The organism is Desulfobotulus alkaliphilus (assembly GCF_007830435.1).
GTDB lineage: Bacteria > Desulfobacterota > Desulfobacteria > Desulfobacterales > ASO4-4 > Desulfobotulus > Desulfobotulus alkaliphilus.
Genome location: NZ_VLLC01000026.1, coordinates 14,008 through 29,266, shown reverse-complemented (window position 1 = coordinate 29,266; position 15,259 = coordinate 14,008). Strand labels below are relative to the sequence as shown.

At 51.1% G+C, this 15,259-nt stretch carries 10 protein-coding genes; 1 reads left to right on the top strand and 9 read right to left on the bottom strand.

The window, feature by feature from the left end; translation table 11 throughout:
* Window positions 1–452: 452 nt before the first annotated feature.
* The 4 genes from rpoD to hisB form a co-directional block, all read right to left on the bottom strand.
* A complete protein-coding gene (rpoD, locus tag LZ24_RS13580; RefSeq protein ID WP_144686041.1) occupies window positions 453–2,318 on the bottom strand; it encodes an RNA polymerase sigma factor RpoD in 1,866 nt (621 codons plus the stop codon).
* On the bottom strand, window positions 2,315–4,105 hold the full coding sequence (gene dnaG, locus LZ24_RS13575) for a DNA primase (RefSeq protein ID WP_186443150.1): 1,791 nt from the start codon (window positions 4,103–4,105) through the stop codon (window positions 2,315–2,317). The genes rpoD and dnaG overlap by 4 nt, the downstream gene beginning before the upstream one ends.
* Before the next feature lie 149 nt (window positions 4,106–4,254).
* On the bottom strand, window positions 4,255–5,010 hold the full coding sequence (gene hisA / locus LZ24_RS13570) for a 1-(5-phosphoribosyl)-5-[(5-phosphoribosylamino)methylideneamino]imidazole-4-carboxamide isomerase (protein WP_144686037.1): 756 nt from the start codon (window positions 5,008–5,010) through the stop codon (window positions 4,255–4,257).
* 68 nt (window positions 5,011–5,078) lie between these two features.
* Window positions 5,079–5,666 carry an imidazoleglycerol-phosphate dehydratase HisB gene (gene hisB / locus LZ24_RS13565; protein ID WP_144686035.1) on the bottom strand — a complete coding sequence of 196 codons (588 nt, stop codon included), beginning with the start codon at window positions 5,664–5,666 and terminating at the stop codon, window positions 5,079–5,081.
* 250 nt (window positions 5,667–5,916) lie between these two features.
* Here hisB and LZ24_RS13560 point away from each other — a divergent pair, with 250 nt between their 5' ends.
* Window positions 5,917–6,537, top strand: coding sequence for a putative metalloprotease CJM1_0395 family protein (locus LZ24_RS13560; protein ID WP_144686033.1), 621 nt, complete (start codon window positions 5,917–5,919; stop codon window positions 6,535–6,537).
* 22 nt (window positions 6,538–6,559) lie between these two features.
* Here LZ24_RS13560 and LZ24_RS13555 read toward each other — a convergent pair whose 3' ends face one another.
* The 5 genes from LZ24_RS13555 to LZ24_RS13535 all read right to left on the bottom strand — a co-directional run bounded on the left by LZ24_RS13555 (window position 6,560) and on the right by LZ24_RS13535 (window position 15,161).
* The gene (locus tag LZ24_RS13555; protein ID WP_144686031.1) at window positions 6,560–8,827 is read right to left on the bottom strand and encodes a dynamin family protein; all 2,268 of its coding nucleotides are present in this window, start codon (window positions 8,825–8,827) and stop codon (window positions 6,560–6,562) included.
* A 116-nt stretch (window positions 8,828–8,943) separates the two neighbouring features.
* Window positions 8,944–9,153 carry a hypothetical protein gene (locus LZ24_RS13550; RefSeq protein WP_144686029.1) on the bottom strand — a complete coding sequence of 70 codons (210 nt, stop codon included), beginning with the start codon at window positions 9,151–9,153 and terminating at the stop codon, window positions 8,944–8,946.
* Window positions 9,154–9,455: 302 nt separating this feature from the next.
* On the bottom strand, window positions 9,456–9,758 hold the full coding sequence (locus LZ24_RS13545; protein ID WP_144686027.1) for a Dabb family protein: 303 nt from the start codon (window positions 9,756–9,758) through the stop codon (window positions 9,456–9,458).
* Between the two features lie 517 nt (window positions 9,759–10,275).
* Complete coding sequence (locus LZ24_RS13540; protein ID WP_144686025.1) at window positions 10,276–11,721, bottom strand: sigma-54-dependent transcriptional regulator; 1,446 nt, start codon at window positions 11,719–11,721, stop codon at window positions 10,276–10,278.
* Window positions 11,722–11,732: 11 nt separating this feature from the next.
* Window positions 11,733–15,161 carry an ABC transporter substrate binding protein gene (locus tag LZ24_RS13535; RefSeq protein ID WP_144686023.1) on the bottom strand — a complete coding sequence of 1,143 codons (3,429 nt, stop codon included), beginning with the start codon at window positions 15,159–15,161 and terminating at the stop codon, window positions 11,733–11,735.
* Window positions 15,162–15,259 lie beyond the last annotated feature (98 nt).

Below are 15,259 nucleotides of genomic sequence, written 5' to 3'. Positions count from 1 at the left end.
TGCTTCAAGGATCTTGAGTGCCGGATTCGGGAGCTTCTTGCCCTGTTCGGAAGCGGCAAAACCTCCCCGCCACAGGCAGGATAAGCTTTTTGATTACCATAGCAGACTTAAGCACGCTGCCTTTGTGGCGGCTCAGACAGTTTGCCGCTTCTTATTAGCACTCCGGCACTCAAGTCTGAAAAGGCTGCATCGTTTACATGATGAGCTTTGGTTTTAGAGCTTGAGTGCCGGACAAAGCTCTAATCCGAAACGGTTGCAATGTCACTTGCAAATAGCCAAGGAGCCTTGCAACAGTGCGAAGCTGCTGCAATTACAGCATTGGCAGTTCGAAATAAATTGTGCTAAATAATTACAAAAAAACAACTACGCCCAAAAAGCCTTTAAGGAAAATTCAAGCCTTCCGGAATCCCATCAAAATCATATGGTAAAAATACAATCCGTAACACTTTTATTCAGTATTCAATAAAACTTTTCAACTTCTTACTGCGCGTGGGGTGCCGGAGTTTTCTCAATGCCTTCGCTTCTATCTGTCGGATACGTTCACGGGTAACAGCAAAATCCTTACCAACCTCTTCCAAAGTATGATCCGCTTTTTCTCCTATACCGAAACGCATGCGCAGAACCTTTTCCTCCCTTGGCGTAAGGGTTGCCAGCACACGCCTTGTCTGCTCGGAAAGATTCAGGTTGATGGCAGCATCGGAAGGAAGCATAAACTTCTTGTCTTCTATGAAATCTCCCAGATGACTGTCTTCCTCTTCACCAATGGGCGTTTCAAGAGAAATCGGCTCCCTTGCAATCTTTAAGACCCTGCGCACCTTATCCAGGGGAATTTCCATCTTTTCGGCAATCTCTTCCGGACTTGGCTCACGGCCCAGTTCCTGAACCAGATACCGGGAAGTACGGATCAGCTTATTGATGGTTTCAATCATGTGAACGGGAATGCGGATGGTTCTGGCCTGATCCGCAATGGCTCTGGTAATGGCCTGACGAATCCACCAGGTGGCATAGGTACTGAACTTATACCCCCTCCGGTACTCAAATTTATCCACGGCCTTCATAAGGCCGATATTCCCTTCCTGAATCAGATCCAGAAACTGCAAACCTCTGTTGGTGTACTTTTTGGCAATACTCACCACAAGACGGAGGTTGGCACGGACCAGTTCACTCTTGGCTTTCTTGGCGCACTCCCTGCCTTCATCCACGTTGGTGACTACTTTTTTTAAGGACCGGATATTTGCCTTCAGGGAGTATTCACGGGCTTCAATCTGGGCCTGTATGCTCCTCAGATCCTGAAAAACATCCCTGAGCTTCTCCCGGGAATGGTCCGTTCTTTCCACAGCCCAGTCCAGAAATTCATCCTCATCCTGAAGCTTGACCCTGAAATCCGTTATGGTGGTGTCAAAGGCTTCCGCACTCTGAACCATCAGCTTGTTCATGATTTCAAACCATACAATATGATGGCGGATTTTCTTTTCAATGCGGTCTGTCACACTGCTTTCAAGACGCCAGTCTTTGATATATTCAAAAATCTTCTCATTGCGCTTGGCAATCACCCTGCGGTGTTTTCTTTTCTCCTCATAATCCATAAGAGGATCCGAAATGACTTCCCTCAGCTCCTCGTTTTCCGCATGCAGAACCTTGATTTCCTGAATCACCTCCAGAAACTGCCCGATCTGACGGTTTTCATCCATGAGGGTATCACCCTCATCAATGTCCCGAAGAACATGCTTGGGCCTCAGCTCTCCGGCCTGTATACGGTCCGCAAGGCTGATGAGGGTTTCAACGGATACGGTCATCTCCAGCATGGCTTTGAGAATTTCCTGCTCACCATGCTCAATCTTCTTGGCAATTTCAATTTCCCCTTCTCTGCTGAGAAGGGTGACCATGCCCATTTCCCGGAGGTACATCTTAACCGGATCCGTTACGGAACCAAAATCCACCTCAGACTCATCTGAACCCGAAGCCTTGGTTACACTTTTTTTGGTTTCAGCTTCCTCGACCTCTTCAACTTCCTCAATCTCTTCATCTTCCTCTTCAACATCCGGACTGTCGAGGAAATCTTCACCATTTTCAGGCTCTTCACTTCTTTTGGAAACTTTTTTTGCAGGCAGCTCCGAAGCCTTGACTATCTTAACGCCCATCTCACCAAGCGTTACAAAAACAGCATCCATCTGCTCAGGCGTAACCGTATCCGACAATACCTCATACACCTCATCATAGCTGAGGTATCCGCGCATTTTCCCCAAATCAAGAAGGGCCTTAAGCTCTTTTTTCTGTGAAGCACGCGTTTTTTTGTCGCCAGTGGACGGTTGGGTCATTGGATATGCCTCCTAGGGGTCACTACACGGGACAGACCGATTTTTGCCGCTTCCCGGGCTTGCTGTTGTTTCTGCTCCAGTAAGGCCATCAGCCGGGCCTGATCTCTGCCCGCTTCCGCAGCCTTGATACGATCCATCAGGCCGGAGCCTCTCTGCCTCTGCTGCTGCAGACGCTGAAACTGCGAAATTAAATTATCTGCATTTTCCATATTCCAGACAGATTCCTGAAAACCCAGACGGGCCAGACGCTTCTGAACCTCTTCATCCTGAAGCATCTCAGGAGAATTCAGGACTGTCCCTGCACCTTCTTTATTCAAAAGACAAACGGCCATTCGCTTTAAGACAGGATCAGAAAAAAAATCCTGGGCATCCATGGCAGCTACCCGATCCCGGCACTGGGGTACGGAAAGCAGAAGGGAAATCAAAGCTTCTTCCATGGGCAGATGCTCTGAAAAAACAGGTTTGATTTCCCTGGACGCATCTTGCCCCTGCCTTGGCAATACCTGCTTTCCCAGGCGATCCCGGACAGCCCTTTCCTCCAGATCCAACCCGTCGGCCAGCTCCCGCAGATAAAGATCCCGGACAACGGAATCCGTTATATTTTCAAGGACAGGAAGAAGGGACTCCAGAGAACGCATGCGGCCTGCGGGGTTACGTCCCCATCTCTGCAGGGAAGACTGAATCAAAAAAGAAAACAAGGGTTCTGCCTCTGCCCCTTTTTGAAGAAAAGCCTCTTTTCCGTGACTGCGCACAAAACTGTCCGGATCTTCGCCCGAAGGCAGAAGAAGGACACGGGCATCCATGGCAAAGGAAAGCAGAAGCGGGGCTGCCCGCTCTGCTGCCCGAAGGCCTGCAGCATCCCCGTCAAATACAAGAACTACCCGTTCCGTATAGCCCCTGAGCAACTGCACCTGCTCCCGGGTCAGGGAGGTTCCAAGACCGGCAACGGTCTCAGGAATGCCGTTCTGATGCAGGGAAATCACATCAAAATAACCTTCAACCACATAGACCACTCGTTTTTTCCGAATTTCATGGCGGGCCTGATAAAGACCATAGAGAGATCTTGCTTTATGATAAAGGGGCGTTTCCGGAGAGTTCAGATATTTTGGATTGTCATTCCCCAGCACCCGGCCGCCAAATCCGATGACACGCCCCTGGATATCCTGAATGGGAAACATGATACGGTTCCGGAAACGGTCATAAAAACGTCCCTGCCTGCCACAGACCACAAGACCTGCCTTCTCAAGCAGCGCCGTGTTCGCACCTTTTTTTACCATATAGTCCAGAAGATAGGACCAGCCATCCGGTATAAAGCCAAGGCCGAAAATCTCTGAAAATTCTTCTGTGATCCCGCGTTTGTTAAGATACTCCCTTGCGATACTCCCCTTTGAACTCTTTAGCAGACCATAACGGAAAACGCCTGTGACCATGCGGTTGATGTCAAAAAGCATCTGCCTTTCGCCCAAAGCAGGATCACTTTCATCCCTGCCCTCGGCAAGGGGAACACCAAAGCGGTCCGCAAGGGATCTTACGGCGTCTGGAAAGGAAAGTCCCTCACTCTGCATGACAAAAGAAAAAACATCACCTCCTGCACCACAGCCAAAACAATGGTACATCTGTTTTTCAGGATCCACCGAAAACGAGGGGGTTTTTTCCACGTGAAAGGGACAGAGCCCCGCCAGCCGCCTTCCCGATCGCTTTAAGATCACACGGTCGGAGACCACCTGGGCAATGTCTGCGACATTCCGAAGCGTTTCAATGGTTTCATCCGTAATCCTTGTACCCAAGGCGGCCCTCTTCCGTATTTGCGTCAAAAGCCTCACGGTATACTAAACGGACGGAAAAACAACCCCTTCATGCAAAGGGGTAACCTGCAAAAGTTAACCTGTTTTGTCCTTCTGTCAAGAAAAATAAAAAATATAAAAAATGCCCCTGACTAGGACCTGCCCCCTCCACCGGAAAAACCAGCCGACCGAAAAAGGGTATTGGCTTCTGCAATGGTAAGGGTTCCCTCATAAAGGGCCCTGCCACTGATCACAGCTTCCACTCCGGAAGCCTCCAGAGGAAGCAGCGCCTCAAGATCTTTTAGTGTGGAAACACCACCGGAAGCAATGACAGGAATGGATACGGCTTCTGCAAGGGCCTTTGTCTCTTCAAGATTCACGCCGCCATGGGTGCCATCCCTTCCAATATCCGTAAATATAATGGCTGCCACGCCTGCACCCTCAAAACGACGGGCCAGTTCAATGGCTGTGGTTTCGCTGGTTTCAACCCATCCGTCCACGGCAACCATGCCAGCTCTGGCATCAATACCCACCACAATACGCCCCGGCCAGTCCGCACAGGCGGCACGTACCAGTTCTGGATTTCTGAGGGCTGCCGTTCCCAGAATCACCCTGTCAACGCCGATGGAAAGGTAGTGGGAAATGGTTTCCATGGAACGGATACCACCGCCAACCTGCACAGGCACACCAACGGCTGAAGCTATTTTTTCAATCAGCTCCAGATTTCTGGGCTTCTGCTCCACCGCTCCGTCCAGATCCACAAGGTGTATCCGAAGAGCCCCTTCCGCTTCCCACTGCCGGGCCTGTGCCACAGGATCATGGGAAAAAACCGTTTCCGCATCCATACGTCCCTGAAAAAGACGCACGCAACGCCCGTTTTTAATATCCACAGCCGGAATCAATATCATAAATATCTGCCTTTCGGATCAATCGAACCATAGTTCATCAACTTCAGAAACCATTGACATCATTTAAGTTAAAGCAGCCCCTTGGTGGAAGGAACGCCCGTCACCCTCGGATCCAGCCGGACAGCCTTGTCCAGCGCCCTGCCCAGGGCCTTGAACATGGCCTCCACAATGTGGTGGCTGTTCTCTCCGTAAACCACGTCTATGTGCAGTGTCATGCCGGAACGCAGGGAAAAAGCCCTCAGAAATTCCTTGGCAAGGTAAGGGTCAAAGGGGCCGGGACAGCGGATGGGGTCCGGCAGACGGCACACCAGAAAGGGCCGGTTGGAAAGATCCAGTGCCACCCTGCAGAGGGTTTCATCCATGGGCACAACGGAGTCTCCGTAACGGACCAGCCCTTTCCTGCTTCCCAAAGCCTCGGCCAGCACATCTCCCATAACAATACCCACATCTTCCACGCTGTGGTGCCAGTCGATATCAATATCCCCCTTGCAGTCCACCTCCAGATCAAAGCAGCCATGCACCGCAAAGAGGGTCAGCATATGATCAAAAAAAGGAATGCCCGTTGCCATGCGGGCCTTTCCACTGCCATCCAGATTCCAGGAAACCCTGATATCCGTTTCCCCGGTTTTTCTTTCCACAACAGCCCTGCGCTCCATAGCCACTCCTGTTCTCAAAATCAAAAAGGAAAAATCTATAACAAAGCCCCGCTTACCGGTCAACGGAGACAAAACCTGCCATTGCTGTCACAGGCTCCTGCCTTGCATGGAAACAATACCCGAATAACAGGGAGGAGCCTAAGGATTTACAAAAAGGAAAAAAAGCCTTATTATTTTTTTGTATAAATATTCTTGGGAGATACACAAAGTTTCCCAAAGGTACTGACAGGCAGCATTTACGGAGACGGGAATGGAAATCCAGACCGCCATCCATATGCAACCGGAAAGCTACACCGGTCCCCGCATCCAGAAAGGGGAAACATCAGGCCGCACCCAGCCGGCGGCGCCTGTTTCCCTGCGCCCGGAAATATCCCCGGATCAGGAAGAAAAAGAAAATTCCAGCCATCCTGCGACCCTCAACCGCCTCACTCCGGCACAGATGCGCATGCTGTCGGAACTCAAAAGTCGGGATCAGGAAGTGAGGGCCCACGAGCAGGCCCATGTTGCCGCCGGAGGGGGGCATGTCAGTGGCGGTATCCGCTATAACTATCAGAAAGGCCCGGATGGCCGCATGTATGCCATTGGCGGTGAAGTTTCCATAGATGTTTCCCCCGTACCCGGAGATCCTGAAGCCACAGCCAGAAAAATGGAGCAGGTGCGCCGTGCCGCCCTTGCTCCCATGGACCCCTCCCCCCAGGACCGCAGCGTGGCAGCCCGTGCCACCATGATCCGCAGCGACGCTCTTCAGGAAATTGCCCTGATGCAGATGGAAGAAAGGCAAAAGCAGGCCGTGACGGAAGGAAAAACAGAAGAACAGCCCTATGGCCCCAGAGAAATTCAACCCGGCAGTTTTTTCAGCATACAGGCCTGAAGCCAGGCATAGGCCCCATACCTCAGCTGCGTCCCATATCCTCCTGAATTCTGGCAAAATCCCTGTCCAGCACATCGCTTTCCGCAAGGATAAAAGCCACCTTCTCAAGGCGTTCCTGCTGACTGGCTCCTTTCCTTGCCGCTGTCTGATCCAGCGTATCCATTTCCGTGACACAGGTACTGAATCTTGCCTCAAGGTCCGCCTGCAGGGCTGAAGCCAGCGAAGTTGACAGGGCAAGAACATACTGAAATTTCAAGTTTTCACGATAATCTACCATATGTTCAAGGAGCTGTTTTTCCGTTTCCCGACAGATCTTCTTCAGACTCCCTGCAAGAACCTTCAGCCCGTCTCTTCCCCTGAGATTTTCCGTATGCTCTTCCCTGTCCTTTGAAAAAAAGCCGCTGATCCAGCGCTTAAAACGATGGAATCCAAAAAGGACATGGCTTTCCGCTTTTACCTTTGCCGTGTACCTTGTCACGGCATGGGCCGGGGGCAGATGCAGCCCCATGCGCTCCGCATGAATTCTGGGTTCGACCATAAGCCCGGAATTGCCAGCCGAAGGCGGCAGATCCAGCCTTACACCCATGCCTTCAAGGCCTGAACAGTATTCCTCCAGAACCTCATCCACCATGGAGGCATAGGGTCTGGCCACCTCGGCATAATGCTCCTGCATACGGGCTTCCAGCTCCCGGATAAAGCGCACGATTTCAGGATTCACCCTGTCCGTCATGAAAGTGTCCAGAGCCTGCCTGAAATCCTGAAAAGCATGATAAAGGGCCACCGACAGTCCCGATGATTCCAGAACAGGGGCATAGGCATCCATTTCAGGCCTGTAGTCCCGGATAAAGGCAAGGATATCGGGCAGCACTTCCCCGGAAGCTCCGTCAAAGAAGCGGTCTATCCTTGTTTTCAGCTCCTTTTCCAGAATGGCGCCGGAACCGTCGAGGGTGTTTCGGATCAGCCCCTGCACCTGAGCGATCCTCTTGTGCCGCCCCCTTACCTCTTCGAGAATGCGGCGGGCCTGTTCCTGATCGCCACCAAGGATATCCCTGTCCACACGACAGTGATTGGCCATGGAGGAAAGAATCTGGCGCAGCCGTGCGGCCTGATTCATCAAAAGCAGCCTTGCCCTGTCTGCCGTCATACGTCTGTTCATGCTTTTTTCAAAATCATCAAAGGAGACCCGGCTCTGTTCCGTCATGGAAGCATCCGCCTCCCACTGGGCCAGCCTGAGTTTTTCCTTTTCAGGGAACCCCTCTTTTCCTTCCATATCTTTAAAAAGCCTATAAAGGGCTGAAAAGACGTGCACCCTGACACCGGGGCATAGAAGCCCCAGTTCGGACTCCACCTTTTCCCTCACCCGGCGGATGTCCCCTTCATCGCCGTGCTCGCTGAAGTCCGTATTCAGTACAAAAATAACGGAATCCAGAATACCCATTTTGCGGATCATGTTTAAGAAACGTAGATCCGCCTGCCGCAGGCCCGTGCGGCTGCTGATGACATAAAGGACCATATGGGCCTGAAAAAGATAATCCTGCACCTGAGCAATATGGAGGGGATTGGGGGCATCGCTGCCCTGACAGTCGGCCAGCTCAATGCCGTCGGGCATACGGTCATCATCTACGGTGATGAGAATATCCCGCACATAGGCGGCCCGTACCTCATCTGCCACAAAATCCTGATAATCTGAAAAACCCTCCCCTTCAAAAACCGCTTCAGGAAGATCCGAGGTGATAAAGGAGCGTACAGCCCCGTAGCCTTCCAGATAGGATGAGAGGTACACACTATGGATATTCCTTGCATCCTCTGTGATCAGCTGGTCTGTTCCCAGCGTTTTCAGGGCTGCCGCAAGATCTTCCCTGTCTCTGTCCCGGCGGATATCAAAACCCGCATCCACCCTGCGCCATCCGCTTGCGGGAAACAGGGTCAGAGAGCCTTCTATGTCGGCATTAATTTCATCCCAGTCCTTGAAACGGACCTTTGCCGAAAGCTTCTCGCCCCTGCGTACACGGGTCACAATGGAAGTAACAACACCAGCTCCCCGCTTGAGCAGATCCGCACCCAGCCAGGCATTCACAAGGGTACTTTTACCGGACTTGATGGTTCCCACCACAGCCACTTTCAGGGTTTCTTCCCGAAACTGCCTGAGAATCTCCCGGATATCCGAGGTCCAGGATGCCGCAGCTCCGACATCGCCGGCACCGTTCTCCCTGTATTTTTCCGTAAGATCTGAAAGTTTTTCCGCAAGGGACACAAGCCCCTCTTTCCAGCCCTGATATTTCTCCATCATAAAATTACGCCCTTAATTCTTAGCCTCTCAACGCCTGCAATTCCGGTATACCATATCTTATATATACCTGAAAACGGATCGGTTTAAGGTATCTCTCCGGCATCAGAGATCATTCTTTATATCAAATAGCTATCCATAACTGCCCATCCTCTCCCGGCATGGACAAAGCCCTGCTGTGGAGTGATTCCGGCAGTGTATTTCAAGTCTATCTCAACTTTGCCAGATTTTATGCCTGAAATAGCTGTATTAACTGTTCCATGACCTGATTTCTTACTTATTGAAGCTTTTCCAGATCTTTGGTCTGCAATACGAATCTTTTGGTTCATATTGTTCTACCCATTGATCTTCCTCATAAGCCATAGCATATTACGGAAAAACTGAAAGCAAAAACAGAAAACAACAAAAATAAATCTGATTACCACCATTTTTTCAGCCATGGGAACCTTACATCAGAAAAATTGCGTGCCCAGATCCTGCCTTTGGTATCGGACACCCGTAAAGGGTGACCCTGGAGAAGAGGGCCGCAATAAACATTCGCAAGGGTAAAAAAAATCAGAAATCAAAAAACGGCTTTCCTTTACCCCGGAAAACCGTTTTCATACTCTGCTTCTTTATATTCTAAAATAATTTACACCGTATAATCCACTACCCGCCGCTCTTCCAGCACGCCCTGCAGGAAGGCCAGAACCTTCTGGTGATCCGGATGCTGCACATAGCGGGTAAAAGCCGCATCATCATCAAATTCCGTAATAAGGGAAACATGACTGCTGTGACCCGTTCCCAGAACATCCACGCCCACCTCAAGAAAGCGGATATCCGCTATCTTTTCCGGCAGCCCCTCCAGCATGGCTTTAAGCTCAGCAATATTTTCTTCCATACTTAAGCCTCTGGCACCTTTTTTCAAACGGAAAAGAACAATATGCTTGAACATGCGATCACTCCTTTATTGTGGGGATATCCGGTGTTTTGTTATGATTGAGAATACCAGCACCGGGGTTGCCTGAAGATAAGAAAAAAAACGGGAAGGATGCTTTCGGAAATGACTTGAAGAGGAAAACTGCCAATGGGAATCATGCCAGACAGGCTACCCGGTTCACTGGTTTTCACCACCGAAAATATCGGCGGGACCCTTTGGGGTTCTGAAATTAATAATGCAATCAAGATGCCAACAAGATAAAAAAACAACTTTTTTCCATACCCTACCGATCCACCCAAACCCTCATTTTAAATTAAGGTATAAAAAAACAAAACCTTGAAATCCTCTGCCCTGTAATGACTCATCCATGAACAGGAAAAAAAAGGTTCGCTTCTTTACAGTATTCACCCTACTTGTCGAAAGAAACATGCAAAAAAGGTATTTTTTCCCGGAAAAAAAACCGTCAGTCCGAAAAAAAAGATGACACCCATCCATCAAAGGCAGATCCTGCACTCCTTCCCGGATGCCCTGCTTATTTTAAGGATCTTCCGTATTTTTTCAGCAAAGCATAAAAGTGGGACTTGGAGAGGCCGGAAACAGACATCATTTCCTGGGGGCTGCCCCCTGTCCTTTTCATCAGAACATCCAGATACAGGGCCTCCATCTCTGTCTTGAAATCTTTCAGACTGGGAAGATCCCCCTGCAGGGATTCGGGAAGGGCATTTTCCATGGCAGGAAAAGACGGAACAGGGGAAAAAGCCCGGCTTTCCCCAAGAGCATCGTTTCCTCCCCCGTCAGAGAGGGCAGCACGCATCACCCGGATTCTCACCTCAGGAGGAAGATCCATGGCATAAAGGGTTCTGTTCTCACGGGAAGCCACAAAGGCCACCTCCAGCACATTGAAAAGCTCCCGCACATTACCGGGCCAGTCATAGGCCAGCAGCACCTCAAGAAAATCCGGAGCTGGTTCTTTCATGGCCACACCGGCCTTCTGGCAGAGATTTCTTATGTGAACACGGCTAAGGCCCCGGATATCCTCCGCACCCCTTTCCCGTAAGGGCGGCAGCCTGAGGGAAATGGTCCAGAGGCGGAAAAGCAGATCCTGACGGAACTTTCCTTCTTCCACCATCTCCTGAAGATTGCGGTTGGTGGCGGCGATGAGACGAAAATCCGATGTCAGCTCACGGGTCTCGCCTACCGGCCTGAAACGTCTTTCCTGTAAAACCCTCAGAAAAGATTTCTGTATGGAAAGGGGCATATCCCCAACCTCATCCAGAAAAAGCGTGCCGCCGTCAGCCATCTTCACAAGCCCTGTCCGGTCGCTGTCCGCTCCGGTAAAGGCGCCTTTTTTATGCCCGAAAAGGGTGGATTCCAGAAGGGTCTCCGTGATGGAAGCACAGTCCACCACCACAAACTCACCCTTTGATCTGCCACTGTTATCATGGATGGTCCTTGCAAAAAGCTCTTTTCCCGTGCCCGTTTCTCCTGTGATCAGCACCCTTGAATCGCTGCGGGCAGCCTGGGCAAGGAGGGTGTAGCAGGCTTTCATGGCAGGCCCTTCCCCTACCACGGAGGAAAGATCCAAAGGTTCCGGTTCCCGGGCCTGCTGTTTTTCAAGCCTGTAGCGAAGGGCCCTGTCCAGACTTAAACGGGTCTGTTTGACGGAAAAGGGCTTGACCAGATAATCCCAGACACCGGCAGCAATGGCCAGCTCCGCCCCGTCCGGATCTCCAAGGCCCGTGAGAATGATTACCTCCGGATTCCCGAGGGAGGCGCGTATGCGTGGGATGGCATCCAGTCCATTGCCATCGGGCAGGCGAACATCCAGAAAGACCACATCCACGGAATGCCCGGAAAGAAAGGCCACCCCTTCCCGAAGCGTATGAAAGGCATGGAACCCATGCTCCATTCTCTGTATCAGGCTGGCCATGGTTTCACAGAAAACCACATCATCATCAATTACAAGAATATCTGCCACGAGGCATCCTTTCAACAGAGCTCTGCATCCAGCACGCTGCGGATTACCCGGTTCAGGGAATCCCGGCTGTAGGGTTTAGAGAGTACAGCCCGGATATTACCCCTGGGCTGAAGGGTTTCTGCCATACCTCCGCCCGTAACAAGAATCACCGGCAGATCCGGGCTCATGCTTTCCAGACGATGGGCAAGGCGAAGGCCATCGGTTCCGGGCATATCATAATCCGTGAGTACAAGGTCAAAATTTTTTTCCGTTGCTTCCATGCGAAAGAGGGCTTCATCGGCCGTACCGACCGAAACCACCCTGTAGCCGAGATTCCTTAAAATTCTTGGAACGGTTTCCCGCTGATCCGGATCATCCTCCACAAAAAGCAGGCGTTCATTCCCGTTTACCGCAGATTCCCGGCATGTGGCAGGAGATGTCCCCCCCTTTTTTTCCAGGGGCAGAAAAACATCGAAAACCGTCCTTTCAAAGGGAATGCTGCTGACCTGCACAGACCCTCCGTGGTTCATCACAATGCCGTGTACCATGGAAAGCCCCAGACCGCTGCCGCCTCCCTTCTCGCGGGTGGTGAAAAAGGGATCAAATATCTTATCCAGTACAGCGGCAGCAATGCCCGGACCATTGTCCGCCACACGGAGACAGACATAAAAACCCGGTGCCAAACCCGCCCCATGGGCTTCTGTTTCTCCCAGAGTGAGGGAAGAAAGGTGCACTTCCAGGGTGCCGGGATGGCTGCCCATGGCCTGCAGGGCATTGGTGCAGAGATTCATCAGAACCTGATGAATCTGAACGGGGTCTGCCATACAACTTAACGGCTGCTCACCGCAGAATTCCTCTTTCACACGGATATGACCGGGAATGGATGTCCTCAGCAGATCCAGTCCCTCCTGAACCACGGACCTTAAATCCACGCACTGAAATTCTTCCCTGCCGGGACGGCTGAAGGCCAGAATCTTTTTGATCATGCCGCTGCCCCGTTCCCCTGCCCGCAGTACCCGTTCCAGATCCTTCCGGCCCATACTGCCCTCTTCCAGATCCTCCATGGCCAGTTCTGCGGAATTGATGATGGATGTCAGAATATTGTTGAAGTCATGGGCGATACCACCGGAAAGCCTCCCCAGCGCCTCCATTTTCTGGCTTTGTAAAAGCTGGCGTTCCAGGGTCACCTTCCGGGTGATATCCTCAGCGCAGGTTAGAACACCGCTGGCCACACCATCGGCTCCCAGCAGCGGAACCTTGTTGATCTCCAGCCAGATCTTGCGTCCCCTGCCATCCTGTATATGGCATTTAAAACGGTACACCGGCTCCTGCTGCAGAACAGCCCGCTCACCCCGCTCCATGAGCATGGCCGCATCTTCCTTATCAGGCAGCAGCTCATAAAGGGTTTTTCCTATCACACGGGGACCGTTTTCCAGACCAAAAAATTCCGCACTGCTGCGGTTCATCCCCATGATACGCAACTCCCTGTCCTGCCAGAAAACAAGCTGGGGAATATTGTCCAGCACCAGCCAGAGACGCTGCCGGGACTCCATCAGGGCCATTTCTGCATGCCTGCGCTTGGTGATGTCTTCACCAATGCCCTCCACATGCACCATCCGTCCATCGGCATCATATACGGCTCTGGCACTCAGGGATGCCCAGCGCATTTTTCTGCCTCTGGTATAAAAAGCCACCTCAAACCCCGTGACCTCCCGGCCAGCCAGAAGGATTTCCCAAAAAACCTTCCTGCTTTCCGGATCCACATAATGGGGTTCCAGCAGTCCGCCTGTCTTTTGCAAAGCATCATCTTCGGTATCATAGCCCAGTATGTGGGCAAAGGCCCGGTTCATGTGGGTGAGCCTGCCCTCGGGAGAAGCAATAAAAATCCCCTTGGAGGCATTCTCAAAAATACTGCGATACCGTTCTTCGGCAATACGCAGATTCTCCTGGGCCGTTTTCATCCCGTGCACATCATTGATAACCCCCACCAGCCCCAGCACTTCGCCCCTTGCATTCAGATAGGTGGCCTTGGTCAGAATCACATGGCGGTGAATGCCCGAAGCATCATGGATACGGTTCTCGTATACCCGCACACCCGGTTCCTTTAAAAGGGCTTCATCCACTTCATCAAAAAGGCGCACGGGATGCCGCCCCTGCAACACAGCGTCCCCCTTGTCCACAATATTACGCACCTGTACACCGAACCAGTTTTCAAAACTGTTGTTACATCCCAGAAATCGCCCCCCCTTATCCTTGAAATATATGGGAATGGGGATGGTATTCATCAGAATTTTTAAAAAGGAAAGCTGATCCCTTATTTTTTCCTCCACCACCCTTCTGCGGACAATGTTGAACACAAGAAAAACAAGAACCAGTGAAAGGAGGGCCATGCTGACCATGAGGGTCCAGAAAACCTCACGGTTCAGCTCGTAAAAATGACGGGGCTCATTGATGAAAATACTGCCTCTGGGCAATAGACCCATATCCATTCCCCAGCGTTTCATGGCCGCATAATCAAAAAGAAGGATATAGGGATCTTCCGTGATGACAGGTATGGATGCAGCGGGAGTCCCTTCCAGAACCTGAAGCAGCATCTCTCCCGCCATTTTTCCGTGGCGGTATCCGCTGGTCAGCTGCCCGCCGATGGCACCGGACCCCATAAGAAACTCCCAAAAGGTGAACACCGGCACACTGGCATTCTTGCAGATGCGCTCAAGGATATCTTCCGCACTGTAAAAACTGCCCTTGAGATACTCGTAATAGGGCACATAAAAAATAAAGGTGTCCTCGGGCAGGCGGGATACCGCCTCTATGGCGGCCTCCATTGCAAGGTCAGACCAGTACTCAATCTCCAGCCGGTCCTCAAAGAGAGGGGCCACCTGACGGATGGCAGACATGGTGGCACCACCGGTAAAGGATTCATCTCCAACCACCACCATACGCCCTGCATCAGGAATCAGGCGCAGGGCAAGTTCCACATTTTCCACCACGCTGAAACTCTCCGCCATGCCCGTTATCTTTTCCACCCCTTCAATGCGTGAAGGCTGATAATCATTGACTCCGCAGAAAACAACCGGCACCCCCGGAAACAGCATATCCCTGTATGCCAGTATGAAATCAAAGGCATAGTCATCGGAAACAATGATGGCATCAATATCCAGTCCCTCATATTTATAACGGTACAGATCAACAAGGTAGGGCCTCAGCTCAGGATCCGGATACCGTTTTGTATCCATATATTCCACGTGCAGATTCACCCTGTAGGGAGCGGCTTCCAGAACAGAGCGAAGCCCCTCAAGCAGGGTATCAGACCATGCATATCCGTCTTCATAGGAATTGAGGTAAAGAACCCGTTTTTTAATGTCCGCCTGAACGGAAAAACTGATCAAAAGAACCAGAAAAAGGGAAAGCAGGCCTGTTTTTATCGGTAAAAGACTTCTTTTTATACTGAAAAATGTCATTTTTTTTCTTTCGGTCAGAGACGCAGCCAGAATCCTTACAGATTTAAACCATGTTCATCAGACTATATAGAAGTTTTTTCAAGATCACCATATGAAAT

Coding starts and splice junctions, on each gene's coding strand:
- hisB (WP_144686035.1), bottom strand. CDS start 5,666: ATGGAGCGCAGGGCTGTTGTGGAAAGAAAAACCGGGGAAACGGATATC.
- LZ24_RS13535 (WP_144686023.1), bottom strand. CDS start 15,161: ATGACATTTTTCAGTATAAAAAGAAGTCTTTTACCGATAAAAACAGGC.
- LZ24_RS13560 (WP_144686033.1), top strand. CDS start 5,917: ATGGAAATCCAGACCGCCATCCATATGCAACCGGAAAGCTACACCGGT.
- LZ24_RS13550 (WP_144686029.1), bottom strand. CDS start 9,153: ATGAACCAAAAGATTCGTATTGCAGACCAAAGATCTGGAAAAGCTTCA.
- LZ24_RS13545 (WP_144686027.1), bottom strand. CDS start 9,758: ATGTTCAAGCATATTGTTCTTTTCCGTTTGAAAAAAGGTGCCAGAGGC.
- rpoD (WP_144686041.1), bottom strand. CDS start 2,318: ATGACCCAACCGTCCACTGGCGACAAAAAAACGCGTGCTTCACAGAAA.
- hisA (WP_144686037.1), bottom strand. CDS start 5,010: ATGATATTGATTCCGGCTGTGGATATTAAAAACGGGCGTTGCGTGCGT.
- LZ24_RS13555 (WP_144686031.1), bottom strand. CDS start 8,827: ATGATGGAGAAATATCAGGGCTGGAAAGAGGGGCTTGTGTCCCTTGCG.